This window comes from Sinomonas notoginsengisoli (genome assembly GCF_021554725.1).
In the GTDB taxonomy this organism is placed as follows: domain Bacteria; phylum Actinomycetota; class Actinomycetes; order Actinomycetales; family Micrococcaceae; genus Sinomonas; species Sinomonas notoginsengisoli.
Window position 1 is genome coordinate 1,113,963 of the sequence record NZ_JAIZDP010000001.1, and the last position, 13,607, is coordinate 1,127,569.

General features: G+C 67.7%; 10 protein-coding genes and 1 pseudogene. 3 read left to right on the forward strand and 8 right to left on the reverse strand.

Features of this window, described 5'->3' with window-relative positions; all coding sequences use genetic code 11:
• Nucleotides 1-59: 59 nt before the first annotated feature.
• Together rpoB and LF262_RS05240 are read right to left on the reverse strand one after the other, a co-directional pair.
• A complete protein-coding gene (gene rpoB, locus LF262_RS05235; RefSeq protein WP_235779164.1) occupies nt 60-3,560 on the reverse strand; it encodes a DNA-directed RNA polymerase subunit beta in 3,501 nt (1,166 codons plus the stop codon).
• Nucleotides 3,561-3,760: 200 nt separating this feature from the next.
• On the reverse strand, nt 3,761-3,910 hold the full coding sequence (locus LF262_RS05240) for a hypothetical protein (RefSeq protein WP_235779165.1): 150 nt from the start codon (nt 3,908-3,910) through the stop codon (nt 3,761-3,763).
• An 89-nt stretch (nt 3,911-3,999) separates the two neighbouring features.
• Between LF262_RS05240 and LF262_RS05245 the strand changes: the two genes are divergently transcribed.
• The 3 genes from LF262_RS05245 to LF262_RS05255 all read left to right on the forward strand — a co-directional run bounded on the left by LF262_RS05245 (nt 4,000) and on the right by LF262_RS05255 (nt 7,693).
• Nucleotides 4,000-5,187 (forward strand): acetyl-CoA C-acetyltransferase, encoded by a 1,188-nt coding sequence (locus LF262_RS05245; RefSeq protein WP_235779166.1) that lies wholly within the window; start codon nt 4,000-4,002, stop codon nt 5,185-5,187.
• Between the two features lie 130 nt (nt 5,188-5,317).
• Complete coding sequence (locus LF262_RS05250) at nt 5,318-5,737, forward strand: aminoacyl-tRNA deacylase (protein WP_235779314.1); 420 nt, start codon at nt 5,318-5,320, stop codon at nt 5,735-5,737.
• Nucleotides 5,738-5,950: 213 nt separating this feature from the next.
• Complete coding sequence (locus tag LF262_RS05255) at nt 5,951-7,693, forward strand: bifunctional metallophosphatase/5'-nucleotidase (RefSeq protein ID WP_504968492.1); 1,743 nt, start codon at nt 5,951-5,953, stop codon at nt 7,691-7,693.
• Between the two features lie 125 nt (nt 7,694-7,818).
• Here the strand turns inward: LF262_RS05255 and rplL are convergent, their stop codons facing one another.
• From rplL to narH, 6 genes and pseudogenes are all read right to left on the reverse strand, one after another.
• The gene (rplL, locus tag LF262_RS05260) at nt 7,819-8,199 is read right to left on the reverse strand and encodes a 50S ribosomal protein L7/L12 (protein ID WP_189693016.1); all 381 of its coding nucleotides are present in this window, start codon (nt 8,197-8,199) and stop codon (nt 7,819-7,821) included.
• 77 nt (nt 8,200-8,276) lie between these two features.
• On the reverse strand, nt 8,277-8,873 hold the full coding sequence (rplJ, locus tag LF262_RS05265; RefSeq protein WP_235779168.1) for a 50S ribosomal protein L10: 597 nt from the start codon (nt 8,871-8,873) through the stop codon (nt 8,277-8,279).
• 357 nt (nt 8,874-9,230) lie between these two features.
• Nucleotides 9,231-10,380, reverse strand: a pseudogene (locus LF262_RS05270) (MFS transporter).
• 137 nt (nt 10,381-10,517) lie between these two features.
• A complete protein-coding gene (narI, locus tag LF262_RS05275; RefSeq protein WP_235779169.1) occupies nt 10,518-11,267 on the reverse strand; it encodes a respiratory nitrate reductase subunit gamma in 750 nt (249 codons plus the stop codon).
• Nucleotides 11,267-11,935 (reverse strand): nitrate reductase molybdenum cofactor assembly chaperone, encoded by a 669-nt coding sequence (narJ, locus tag LF262_RS05280; RefSeq protein WP_235779170.1) that lies wholly within the window; start codon nt 11,933-11,935, stop codon nt 11,267-11,269. Before narJ ends, narI begins: the two co-directional genes overlap by 1 nt.
• A complete protein-coding gene (narH, locus tag LF262_RS05285) occupies nt 11,925-13,595 on the reverse strand; it encodes a nitrate reductase subunit beta (protein ID WP_235779171.1) in 1,671 nt (556 codons plus the stop codon). The genes narJ and narH overlap by 11 nt, the downstream gene beginning before the upstream one ends.
• Between the last annotated feature and the right edge of the window lie 12 nt (nt 13,596-13,607).

Sequence of the window (13,607 nt, forward strand, 5' to 3'; positions counted from 1 at the left end):
TGTGGTCCCTTATCTCTCGTGTCTCTGAGTCTTTGCTGCTGCCGGTGGCGGCGGAGGGATCAGACCTCTTCGACGGAGCTGGGCTCGTCGCGGGAGAGGTCGATGCCCAGTTCCTCCGCAGCAGTGAAGACTGCATCGTCGGCGTCGCGCATCTCGATCGCAGTGCCATCGGCGGAGAGGACCTCCACGTTCAGGCACAGCGACTGCATTTCCTTGATGAGGACCTTGAAGGACTCGGGAACGCCCGGCTCGGGGATGTTCTCGCCCTTCACGATCGCCTCGTAGACCTTGACGCGCCCGTGGATGTCGTCCGACTTGATCGTGAGCAGCTCCTGGAGCGTGTAGGCCGCGCCGTAGGCCTCGAGCGCCCACACCTCCATCTCGCCGAAGCGCTGGCCGCCGAACTGCGCCTTACCACCGAGCGGCTGCTGGGTGATCATCGAGTACGGGCCGGTGGAGCGGGCGTGGATCTTGTCGTCCACGAGGTGGTGCAGCTTCAGGATGTACATGTAGCCGACCGACACCGGATCCGGGAACGGCTCGCCGGAGCGGCCGTCGAACAGCTGTGCCTTGCCGGAGGAGCCGATGAGGCGCTGGCCGTCACGCGTGACGTTCGTCGACTCGAGGAGACCCGAGATCTCCTCCTCGCGGGCACCGTCGAACACCGGCGTGGCCAGGTTCTGGTTGGGGCTCGTCTCGCGGGGCATGTTCGGCAGGCCCTGGATCCACTCGGGCTCGCCCTCGACCTTCCAGCCGGTCTTGGCGATCCAGCCGAGGTGCAGCTCGAGGACCTGGCCCACGTTCATGCGGCCCGGGACACCGAGCGGGTTGAGGACGACGTCGACCGGGGTCCCGTCGGGCAGGAACGGCATGTCCTCGACCGGGAGGATCTTGGAGATGACGCCCTTGTTGCCGTGGCGGCCGGCGAGCTTGTCGCCGTCCGTGATCTTGCGCTTGGCGGCCACGTAGACGCGGACGAGCTGGTTGACGCCCGGGGGCAGGTCGTCGTCGTTGTCGCGGTCGAACACGCGCACGCCGATCACTGTGCCGGACTCGCCGTGCGGGACCTTGAGGGACGTGTCGCGGACCTCGCGGGACTTCTCGCCGAAGATCGCGCGCAGGAGGCGCTCCTCGGGAGTGAGCTCGGTCTCACCCTTCGGGGTGACCTTGCCGACGAGAATGTCCCCTGCCTCGACCTCGGCGCCGATGTGGATGATGCCGCGCTCATCGAGCTGCGCGAGAACCTCCTCGGACACGTTGGGGATGTCGCGGGTGATCTCCTCCGCGCCCAGCTTGGTGTCGCGGGCGTCGATCTCGTGCTCCTCGATGTGGATCGAGGACAGGACGTCCTCGGCCACAAGGCGCTGGCTGAGGATGATCGCGTCCTCGAAGTTGTGCCCTTCCCACGACATGAACGCCACGAGCAGGTTGCGCCCGAGCGCGAGCTCGCCCTGGTCTGTGGCGGGGCCGTCGGCGATGATGCCGCCGAGCTCGAGGCGGTCGCCCTCGTTCACGAGGACGCGGTGGTTGTAGCAGTTCCCCTGGTTCGAGCGGGCGAACTTGCCGATACGGTAGTTCGTCTCGGTGCCGTCGTCGTTGAGCATGACGACGAGGTCTGCGGACACCTCGGTGACGACACCCGCCTTCTTGGCCACGACGACGTCGCCGGCGTCCACCGCGGCGGCACGCTCCATGCCGGTGCCCACGAACGGCGCCTCGGAGCGCACGAGCGGCACGGCCTGGCGCTGCATGTTCGCGCCCATGAGGGCGCGGTTGGCGTCGTCATGCTCGAGGAACGGGATGAGGGCAGTCGCCACGGACACCATCTGGCGTGGGGAGACGTCCATGTACTCGACCTCGTCGGCCGGGACAAGCGTGGGCTCGCCGCCGCCGCCGCGCTGACGGACCAGGACCATCTCCTCGGCGAAGGAGCCGTCCTCGTTGAGCGGGGAGTTGGCCTGGGCGATCTGGACCTCGGCCTCGTCGTCCGCCGTCAGGTAGTCGACCGCGTCGGACACGACGCCGTTGCTCACCTTGCGGTACGGAGTCTCGATGAAGCCGAACGGGTTGATGCGCCCGTAGGAGGCGAGCGAACCGATGAGACCGATGTTCGGGCCTTCAGGGGTCTCGATGGGGCACATGCGGCCGTAGTGCGACGGGTGGACGTCACGGACTTCCATGCCGGCGCGGTCGCGGGAGAGGCCACCGGGGCCGAGCGCCGAGAGGCGGCGCTTGTGGGTCAGGCCAGAGAGCGGGTTGTTCTGGTCCATGAACTGCGAGAGCTGGGACGTTCCGAAGAACTCCTTGATCGCAGCGACCACGGGCCGGATGTTGATCAGGGTTTGGGGCGTGATCGCCTCGACGTCCTGCGTCGTCATGCGCTCGCGCACCACGCGCTCCATGCGGGACAGCCCCGTGCGGACCTGGTTCTCGATGAGCTCGCCGACCGCACGGATGCGGCGGTTGCCGAAGTGGTCGATGTCGTCGACCTCCACCCGGATGTCGACCTCCTCGCCGTCGCGGGTGCCCTTGATCGACGTCTCGCCGGCGTGCAGCGCGACGAGGAACTTGATCATGGCGACGATGTCCTCGATGTGGAGGATCGAGGCCTCGGGATCCGAGAGCGGGCGGTCGACACCGAGCTTGCGGTTGACCTTGTAGCGGCCGACCTTGGCCAGGTCGTAGCGCTTGGCGTTGAAGTACAGGTTGTCCAGGAGGGCCTGAGCGGCATCGACCGTCGGCGGCTCGCCCGGGCGGAGCTTGCGGTAGATGTCGAGGAGGGCGTCCTCGCGGGTCTCTGTCGTGTCCTTCTCGAGCGTGGCACGAATGGAGTCATACCCGCCGAACTCCTCGAGGATCTGGCCCTCGGTCCACCCGAGCGCCTTCAGGAGCACGGTGACGGACTGCTTGCGCTTGCGGTCGAGGCGGACGCCGACCTGGTCGCGCTTGTCGATCTCGAGCTCGAACCAGGCACCGCGGGACGGGATGATCTTCGCGGTGAAGATGTCCTTGTCGCTCGTCTTGTCCGCGGTGCGCTCGAAGTACGCTCCCGGGGAGCGGACGAGCTGCGAGACGACAACGCGTTCGGTGCCGTTGACCACGAACGTGCCCTTGTCGGTCATGAGCGGGAAATCGCCCATGAACACGGTCTGCTGCTTGATCTCGCCCGTGTTGTTGTTCATGAACTCGGCCTTGACGTACAGCGGCGCCGAGTACGTGGCGTCGCGGTCCTTGCACTCCGCCATGGTGAACTTCGGATCGGCGAACTCGGGCTCGGAGAAGCTCAGGGACATGGTTCCCTGGAAGTCCTCGATCGGGGAGATCTCCTCGAAGATGTCCGAGAGGCCGGAGGTGCTCGCCACGCTGTCGTCGCCCTCGGCTTGGGCCTTGGCCACGCGGGCCTGCCAGCGCTCGTTGCCGACGAGCCAGTCGAAGCTCTCGGTCTGGAGGGCGAGGAGATTCGGAACGTCCAGTGGTTCGTGAATCTTGGCGAATGAAAGCCGTCGGCTCGCGCCGTCGGTGGTAGCGGTTTGGGTTTCAGAGGTGCTCGAGGCGACCAAGAGGGATCCTTCCACAGACCTTAAGGATTGTCCGCACTCCCCCGACGAGGCATGGCCCACCGAAGATGTTCAGTGAAGGCAGCCTGCCGTCCCGAGAGCCCACCGCTATATGAAGGCACCACCGGTCAACCAGTGTCGAGTCAACGACCGTTAAAAGGGAGAACGCAAAGAATCACCATACCGCAGAAGGGCGCGCGTGTCTACCGCACACTGGGCCTCGGGTCAAGTACCACTTCGGGCCCCACGTCCCCGCGGGCCTTCTGGTCGACCTCCTTGTCGACGTCGTTGTCCACGTCCTCGTCGACCTCCTTGTCGACGTCACGGCACCCGGTGCCCGGCTCAGTCGGCAACACTGTACACCCGCGGCCCCAGAGCCATTCGGCCGGGTGGGTTGTAGCCTGTTGGACAGGAGTATGGCAGGAGCACGAAGGAGAGCACTGTGAGCAACAACGACGTTGTCATCCTGTCCGCCGCGCGGACCCCGCTGGGACGGCTCAACGGGCAGCTGGTCTCGTTCACGGCCGTCGATCTCGGGACGCACGCGATCACGGCTGCGATCGAGCAGTCCGGCGTTGGCGCTGACGCCGTGGACGCCGTGATCATGGGCCAGGTCCTCCAGGCCGGCGCAGGGCAGAACCCCGCGCGCCAGAGCGCTATCGCCGCGGGCGTGGGCTGGGATGTTCCCTGCGTGACCATCAACAAGGTCTGCCTCTCCGGCCTGACCGCCGTGATCGACGCCGCCCGGATGATCCGCGCGGGGGACGCAACCGTGGTGGTCGCCGGTGGGCAGGAGTCCATGTCAAGGGCCCCGCACGTGCTCCCCGGGTCACGCCAGGGCTGGACGTACGGAACGGTCGCCGCGCTCGACGTGGCGGCCCACGATGGCCTGACCGACGCGTTCGACGGGCAGTCCATGGGGCTGTCCACCGAGTCGAAGAACCTCACCCTCGGCATCGGCCGGAAGGCCCAGGACGAGGTCGCCGCAGCCTCGCACGTCCGCGCCGCGATCGCCCAGAAGGAAGGCGCGTTCGAGGGCGAGATCGCACCGATCCAGGTGAAGCAGCGCAAGGGGGATCCGATCACCCTGACCGAGGACGAGGGAGTCCGCGCGAACACCTCGCTCGAGACTCTTGCCCCGCTGCGGCCCGCGTTCGCCACGGACGGGACGATCACTGCCGGCAACTCCTCTCCCCTCTCCGACGGCGCCGCAGCCCTGGTGGTCACCTCCCGCGCGTATGCCGAGGAGCATGGGCTGTCCTGGCTCGCGGTGGTGGGCAGGCCGGGGCAGGTGGCCGGCCCGGACAATTCGCTCCACTCCCAGCCCTCGCACGCGATCCAGCAGGCCCTCTCGCGCGCCGGCTGGACCACCGCGGACCTCGACTTCATCGAGATCAATGAGGCGTTCGGCTCGGTGGCCGTCCAGTCGCTCAAGGACCTCGACTATCCGCTCGAGAAGTGCAACATCCACGGGGGCGCCATTGCCCTGGGCCATCCGATCGGCGCCTCCGGAGCGCGGCTCGCAGGGCACGCAGCCCACGAGCTCGCGCGCCGTGGCTCCGGCCGGGCCGCTGTTTCACTGTGCGGCGGCGGCGGGCAGGGCGAGGCCCTCCTGCTCTACCGCGACTGAGCCGGCTGTGGTGACGAACGACGGCGCGGCGCCCCGTCCCGGGGAAGGCGACGGTGCGGCGTCGCCCGCCGCCGAGGGGAACGCGGCGAGCGGCCATGAGCGGTTCCTCGCGGACGCCGCTGCCCGCGGCGTGAACGTCGAGGTCGCAGAGCGCGGCCGGGCCCGAAGCCTCGAGGAGGCTGCTGCGAACCTCGGGATCGAGCCGCGCGAGATCGTGAAGTCCCTCGTGGTGAAGCGGCCCGACGGCTCGTTCGTGTTCGCACTCGTCCCCGGCGACCGCCAGATCTCGTGGCCCAAGCTGCGGGCCCTACTGGGCGTCAACCGGCTCTCGCTTCCGCCCGCCGACGTCGCCCTCGCGGCGACCGGCTACGAGCGCGGGACGATCACTCCGCTCGGGTCCACGACGCCGTGGCCGGTATGGGCCGACGAGTCGATCTCGGGACGCATCTCGCTCGGTGCCGGGGCACACGGGCTCAGCGCGTTCGTCGACGCCGGCGAGCTTTTCGCAGCACTCGGAGCAACCATTGGGGACATCAGCGAACCCGTGTGAGTCCTCCGGCTGACGTGCACACGAAGAGCTCGTGAACGGCTTCTTTCAGAGGGCGTGTCGAGGAGGTCCTGGACAGGCACGGCTCCTAGTCTGGCGCGTGCCGCGGTGCAGCTCGCACCGCGGCCGCGCGATCTGAGGAGACCTGTGAGCAACCCCCTGAACCATTCCCTCTCCCGACGGTCGGTCCTCGCCGGCGCCTTCGTCGGCGGCACCATGGCCCTCGGTGCCCTGCCCGCGGAGGCGAGCAGCGGCAAGGCCTTCCGACTCACCGTGATCGGCACGGCGGACCTGCACTCGAACGTCCTCAACTGGAACTACTTCAAGAACCAGCCCTACTCGGACAGGCCAGGCAACCAGATCGGCCTCGCCCAGGCGGCAACACTCATCCGCGCAGTCCGCGAGGAGCGGGGCATCGAGAACACCGTCACCCTTGACGCCGGCGACACGATCCAGGGCACGCCCCTCGCCTACTATTTCGCGAAGATCAGCCCTGCCATGGACGGCGTCATCCACCCCATGGCCGCGGCCATGAACGAAGTCGGATACGACGCCGTGGCCCTCGGCAACCACGAGTTCAACTACGGCATCCCCCTCCTGCGCTCGTGGGAATCCCAGCTCGCCTTCCCGCTCCTCGGCGCCAACGTCCACGACCACGCGACCGGTGCCCACGCCTTCAAGCCCTTCGTGATCAAGAAGGTCAAGACCACCAACGGCGTGGTCCGGGTGGGCATGGTCGGGTTCGTCACCCCGGGCTGCGCGATCTGGGACCGAGCCAATGTGGAGGGCAGGCTCGACTTCAACGGCATCGTCGAGGAAGCCAAAACCGTCATCCCGCAGGTGCGCGCCGCGGGAGCCGACATCGTAGTGGTCTCGTGCCACTCCGGCATGACTCCCGGGTCCTCGTATGGCAACGCCCTCCCCTTCGCCGAGAACGCGTCCCAGCAGCTCGCAGAGGAAGTGCCCGGGATCGACGCGATCCTCGTGGGGCACGCCCACGCCGAGATCCCCGAGCGCTGGGTGGAGAACCAGGCCACCAAGAAGCAGGTGCTCCTCTCCGAGCCAAAGTACTGGGGCATGCGGGTCACTGTCATGGACCTCGACCTGACCAAGGTCGACGGCACGTGGACTGTCGCGGAGTCCCACGCCCACCTGCTCAACGCGAACAGCGCAGGGCCGGACGCCGCCGTCGTACGTGCCGTCGATGCCGCCCACCAACGCGTCGTGGCGTATGTCAACCAGGTGATCGGGAGCTCGACAGCACCGCTCAAGACCGCGACCGGATGCTGGGAGGACGTCCCAGCCATCGATGCGATCAACTACATCCAGGCGCACACGATCAAGGGCGAGCTTGCCGGAACGGCCAGCGCAGGGCTGCCCGTGCTCTCGATCGCCGCGGCGTTCTCGCGGGCCGTCGACGTCCCGGCCGGTCCGCTCACCGTTCGCGATGTGGCGGGCCTGTACATCTACGACAACACCCTCATGTCGATCAAGGTCACCGGGGCGCAGGTCAAGGACTACCTCGAGTGGTCAGCGCGGTACTACAAGGCCGTCTCGTCCACGACCGTCGCCGCCGCCGATCTCACGAACGCCGTGACGCCGCTCGCGCCGAACGGGACACCGGACTACAACTACGACGTGGTGTTCGGGCTCGATGCCCCGCTCACCTACACGATCGACGTGGCCAAGCCCGTGGGCCAGCGCATCGTGGGGCTCTCGTATGCGGGCAAGGCCCTGGACCCGGCCCAGGAGTTCGCGATGGCCATTAACAACTACCGGCAGAGCGGCGGCGGCAGCTTCCCGCATGTGGCCACGGCGCCCGTCCTGACCAACAGCCAGCAGGAGATCCGCCAGCGCATCATCGACTACGTGACTGCCACGGGGGTCCTGGACGCTTCACTGTTCGCGCGGGTCGACTGGTCGCTGACCGTCAACGGGGCTCCGCTCACCGTCGTGTAGCCTGCTCCCCACCGTCGAGGCCACCTGTACGGGCCCGAAGTCACCCCGTACGGGGAAGGGCCCCGCAGTCCATGCAGACTGCGGGGCCCTTCAGTAGAGCCTTTGGCTCCGAGTGAAGCAGATGCTTACTTGAGGGTGACCGTGGCGCCAGCGGCCTCGAGGACCTCCTTGGCCTTCTCGGCGGCCTCCTTGTTGGCGCCTTCGAGGACGGCCTTCGGAGCACCGTCGACGAGGTCCTTGGCCTCCTTGAGACCAAGCGACGTGAGGGAGCGGACCTCCTTGATGACCGCGATCTTCTTGTCGCCAGCGGCCTCGAGGATGACGTCGAACGAGTCCTTCTCCTCCTCGACGGCGGCCTCGCCGGCACCGCCGGCCGGGCCCGCGACGGCGACCGCAGCAGCGGTGACCTCGAAGACCTCCTCGAACTTCTTCACGAACTCGGAGAGCTCGATGATGGTGAGCTCCTTGAAGGCCTCGATCAGCTCGTCCTGGGTGAGCTTCGCCATGGTTGGCGTCCTTTCGCTTGGGTGGCGCCCGCCGTCAGTGGGGCGGTGCGCCGAGAGTTGTTGGGTGGGGGAAGAGATCAGTTCTCTTCGGCGGGAGCTGCGGCGGCCTCGGCCGGAGCCGCAGCCTCCTCAGCGGCGGGCGCCTCGGCAGTCTCGGCAGCGGGGGCATCGGCGGCAGCCGGAGCGCCACCCTCCTCCTCGAGCTTGAGACGCAGGGCGTCGATAATGCGCGCGGCCGCGGCCATGGGCGCCTTGAGGACGCCGGCAACCTTGGCGAGTTGCAGCTCGCGGGACTCCAGGGCTGCCAGAGCGGCAACCTCGCCAGCGTCGAGCGACTTGCCCTCGAAGAAGCCCGTCTTGATGATGAGCTGCTTGTTGTCCTTGGCAAAGTCGGTAAGGCTCTTGGCAGCCGCAACGGCGTCACCCTTGATGAACGCGATCGCGGTGGGTCCGGCAAGCTGGCCGTCGAAGGCGTCGACACCGGCTTCCTTTGCAGCGACGGCGGTCAGGGAGTTCTTGACGACCGAGAACTTGTTCTCGGTGCCGAGGGAGCGACGCAGCCGCTTGAGCTGGGCGACGGTGAGCCCGCGGTATTCGGTCAGGACTGCGGCGGTCGACTCCTGGAAATCCTTGGTGATCTCCGCGACAGCTGCCACCTTGGTAGGCGTTGCCATAACCCTCCTTCCGGGGAACGATGCCGGTGGGCGCGGCCCCTGCAACGTAAAACGCCCCGCGCAGATGCACGGGGCGTGGCGTTCGGGGCTCATGGCCGCGAGCGTTCGCTCAGTTCACCTGCGCAGGCCGCCCCACTGATCGGGGACCTTCGGTGGACGCGTGCGACGCTTTTCGGCGCACGGAGTCCATCGACCGGCGGTCTTTGGTCCTCCAACTGTACGTGACGGACGCGGACACTCCAAATCCGGCGGGATGCTCCCTCGCTGGCCGCGGTGACGCACGACGCCGGTGCCTCTCCCGCGGCGTGCGGGTCACCGGCGTCGCGCGCACCTGGCCGGGCCGAATGCTCCGATCGGTCAGGTCCGCGCCTGTTCCGCCTTCGCCTCGACGCTGCGCCGGCCCATGAGGGCGGCGAGCACGAGCGCCACCACAGCGGTTGCTGCGAGGAGCAGGAGCCCGATCGCGTAGGAGTGCTGCTCGGCATTGTAGGTGGCACCCATGACGAGCGGCGGGAAGTAGCCGCCCAGGCCCCCGGCGGCGCTTACCACCCCCGTCACCGCGCCGACTGTCCCCGCGGGCGCCTGCGTGCCGACCCACGCGAACACGCCGCCCGTGCCGAAACCGAGAGCTGCAGCCATGGCCAGGAACGTCAGGCCCGTCGGGATCTCGGGCGGCGGCTGCATGTTGACCAGGAAGGCGAGGACTGCCACTCCGGCGAGCGAGACGAGCACCACCGGTTTGGGACCGACACGGTCCGCGATGATGCCGCCGATGGGGCGTGCGATGACGGCCGCGAGGGCGAACCCGGCCGTGCGGGTCCCTGCGGCTGTGAGGTCGAAACTGTAGATGTCCCTCAGGTACGTCGGCAGATAGGTGCTGAAGGAGACGAACCCGCCGAAGACGACTCCGTACAGGAAGCAGAGCTGCCACGTGACCGGCATCTTCGAAGCGTTGATCAGCTTGCCGAAGCTGCCCGATGTGACCGGGGTCCACGTCGGGGACTCCCGCATGAAGAAGAACACGATGGCAGCCATGACGAGGAGGAGGACCGCAATCACAATGTGGGTAGGCCAATAGCCGAGGGAGGTGACGAGCCGCGGAGTCAGGAAGGCGGACAGGGCGGTCCCGCCCATCCCCATGCCGAAGATTCCGGTAGCGAACCCCTGCCGCGCCTTCGGGTACCACGCGGCGGAGAAGGGGATCCCGGCGGTGAACACCGTTCCGGCGACGCCGAGGAAGAACCCGAACAGGATCAGGAGTGGGTAGGACTTGAGGCTGCCTGCGAGGGCCACGAGCAGGACGAGGGGTGCCGTCGCCACGAGGATGACGATCAGCAGGCGCCCGCCCGCCGAACTTGTCGGTCAGCACGCCCACCGGCACGCGTCCCACGGCGCCAACGAGGACGGGCATCGCAACGAGGGCGCCCGTCTGTGCCGCATTGAGGCCGAGATCGTGCGCGTAGCGGGTGCCGAGCGGCGCAATCACGGTCCAGCCCCAGAACCCCACGACGGAGGCAAAGGTGGCGAGCGTGAGGTTCCGGGCTGCTCCGGGCCGAGCCTGGCTGGGGTCGGGCCGGCCCTGCGGGCCGGGGTGGGTCGGGTCGGATGCGGTGCTCACGGCTCCTCCTGCGTTCTGGCTCTTGCTCAGCGGTCCCGGTCGCGCGTACCGGTGGTCTCCCAACCGCGCCGGACTTCACGGGCGCCGGGCGCCGGGCCCTCGTCCCTGGTGCGGTAGACGATGTAGGGGCGGAACAGGTAGTGGAACGGCGCCGTCAGTGCATGCACGAGCCGGGTGAACGGCCACAGGATGAAGAGTGCCATCCCCACCAACGTGTGGATCTTGAACTCCATGGGTGCCGCTGCCATGGAGGCAACGTCTGGCTGGAACACGAACAGGGACCGGAACCAGGGGCTCACGGTCTCTCGGTAGTCGAAGGCGTGCGAGCTCGGCTGGCCCACTGACACGAGCGTTGTCCACACCCCGAGGGCGATCGCCCCGACGAGGAAGATGTACATCGCCTTGTCGTTACGGGTCGTGGCCATAAACACCGGCCCGGTGCGGCGGCGCCGGACGATGAGCAGCACGATGCCCGCCAGCGTCGAGACTCCCGCGATCAGGCCCACGGAGAGAGCGAGCGCGTGGTAGAGGCCCTCGGTCACGCCGACCGCTTCCGTCCAGGACTTTGGGATGACGAGTCCCACGAAGTGCCCCGCGATGACGAAAACCAGCCCGTAGTGGAAGAGCGGGGATCCGATGCGCAGCAGCCGCGACTCGTACAGCTGGGAGGACCGGGTGGTCCATCCGAACTGGTCATAGCGGTAGCGCCAGATGCTCCCCCCGATGAGGATCAGCACCATGAGGTACGGGGCAACGCCCCAGAGCAGGACGTCCATCAGCGCGCTCCTTCAGCAAACTCCTGCCGGGACCCGGACCGTCGCTCGGCGAGCGGCAGGAGCCGGGGATCGAACGGTTCCAGACCTACCTGCTCGACGGGGGGCGGCCCGGCGAGTGCCATGGCCTCTGCCCGGCTGGTGGGCGACGGGCCAGGAAGTGTTGCGCAGACGGCCTCGAGGACCGGGGCGTACACGGGCGAATCGGCCGCCAGTTCGATCCGCAGCAGTTCGAGGCTGGCCCGGTACTCCTGGAGAAGCGCACGCCCGGCTGGGAAGTCGACGCGCGCGGCGAACTCCAGGACGAGAGGCAGGAAGTCCGGCAGCTCGCCGTCGAGGTTCACGAGCCACCCACTGTCCCGGTAGCGCTGCTTGAACCTCCCGAGCGTCTCGCCACGCCGCCGCGTGTCGCCGTCCGTCCAATAGGACAGGTGGAGGGCGTGCCGGCGCGAGAGGTCGAACGTGTCGACATAGCGGCGGCAGGCGACCGCCTCGTCGTCGTCCGCGATCTGCGCCGCCGTCGCCTCGAGAAGCCGCGGCAGCGGGCCGGGCAGCTCGGCGAGCGCCGCACGCAGCGTGGGCAGCATGCCGCGGACGCGGGGGCCCGGGTAGTCAAGCAGCGCCGCGGCCGCCACGTATAGGACGAGGTGATGGGAGTCGCTAGCGCGCACTGCCGTCTCCCTTCGGCGGGAACAGCCCCTCGGGTGCCCCACGGCCGTCCCAGTTGAGGAGGTTGACGCGGCCGCGCAGCGAGCCCGGCTGGGTCTCGGCGTCCGTGGTCTGGCGCTCCCTGAGCGCATGGAACGTCTCGACGGCGACCGGCACGGGCTTGCCGCTGCCCTCGCCGAAGGCGTCCGAGGGGTACATGCCCGGCCCGTCCTCGAAGTCGAGCGAGCACCCCATCTCCTCGAGGTTGTGCGCCTGCTCCACGTGCGCCTTGGGAATGACGTAGCGCTCGTCGTACTTCGCGATCGCCATGAGCCGGTACATCTCCTGAACCGTCTTCCCGTCCATGCCGATGTTTGTTGCGATTGACTCGTCAGACCCCGTTCCGAGCGAGATTCCGCGCATGTACGCCCTCATGCCGGCGAGTCGACGCAGCACGCCGTCGATGATCGCTGTGTCGCCGGCGGTGAACAGCTCGGCCAGGTACTCCGAAGGGATCCGGAGCGCGTCGATCGCGCCGAACAGCGTGCCCGCGTCCTCAGCATCGTGCCCCTGGCTCGAGAGCAGGTCGACGATCGGGGACAGCGGGGGGATGTACCAGACCATCGGCATGGTGCGGTACTCGGGATGCAGGGGAAGGGCGACCTGATAGACCTTGGCCAGCTTGTAGATCGGGGACCGCCGTGCCGCGTCCATCCAGTCCTCCGGGATCCCCTCGTGGCGCGCGGCCGTGATGACCTCCGGATCGTTGGGGTCGAGAAGTAGGTCGAGCTGGGCCCGGTACAGGTCCTTAGGGTCGGGGGTCGAGGCAGCCTCCGTCACGGCGTCGGCATCGTACAGGAAGATCCCGAGGTACCGCAGACGGCCAACGCACGTCTCAGAGCACACCGTGGGCAGGCCGATCTCGATGCGCGGATAGCAGAAGGTGCACTTCTCGGCCTTGCCGCTCTTGTGGTTGAAGTACATCTTCTTGTAGGGGCAGCCGGTGATGCACTGGCGCCAGCCGCGGCAGCGGTCCTGGTCCACAAGCACGATCCCGTCCTCGGCCCGCTTGTAGATCGCGCCCGAGGGGCACGAGGCCATGCACGAGGGGTTCAGGCAGTGCTCGCAGATGCGCGGCAGGTAGAACATGAACGTCTGCTCGAACTCGAACTTAATCTTCTCGTTCGACTCGGTGCGCAGCTTCGCAACGATCGGATCCAGCTCTCCGTTCTGCATGGATCCGCCCAGATCGTCGTCCCAGTTGGCGCTCCACGTGATCTTGGTGTCCTCGCCGGTGATGAGGGACTTCGGTCGCGCCACCGGGAAGTCGTCACCGAGGGGCGCCTCGATGAGCGTCTTGTAGTCATAGGTCCACGGCTCGTCGTAGTCCGCGAGCTCGGGCTGCACGGGGCTCGCGAAGATGCCGAGCAGCTTCTTCACGCGCCCGCCGCCCTTGAGCCGGAGGCGCCCACGCTTGTTCAGCTCCCAGCCGCCACGCCATCGCTCCTGGTCCTCGTACCTGCGCGGATAGCCCTGTCCGGGCCGCGTCTCGACATTGTTGAACCAGACGTACTCCGTGCCGGCACGGTTGGTCCACGCCTGCTTGCACGTGACTGAGCACGTGTGGCACCCGATGCACTTGTCCAGGTTCATCACCATGCCCACTTGGGCCATGACCCTCATGACGCTGCCTTT

Bases quoted from the DNA above. Each gene is read 5' to 3' on its own strand.
- LF262_RS05255 (WP_504968492.1), top strand. From the start codon at position 5,951: ATGGCCCTCGGTGCCCTGCCCGCGGAGGCGAGCAGCGGCAAGGCCTTC.
- rplL (WP_189693016.1), bottom strand. From the start codon at position 8,199: ATGGCGAAGCTCACCCAGGACGAGCTGATCGAGGCCTTCAAGGAGCTC.
- rplJ (WP_235779168.1), bottom strand. From the start codon at position 8,873: ATGGCAACGCCTACCAAGGTGGCAGCTGTCGCGGAGATCACCAAGGAT.
- narI (WP_235779169.1), bottom strand. From the start codon at position 11,267: ATGGACGTCCTGCTCTGGGGCGTTGCCCCGTACCTCATGGTGCTGATC.
- narH (WP_235779171.1), bottom strand. From the start codon at position 13,595: ATGAGGGTCATGGCCCAAGTGGGCATGGTGATGAACCTGGACAAGTGC.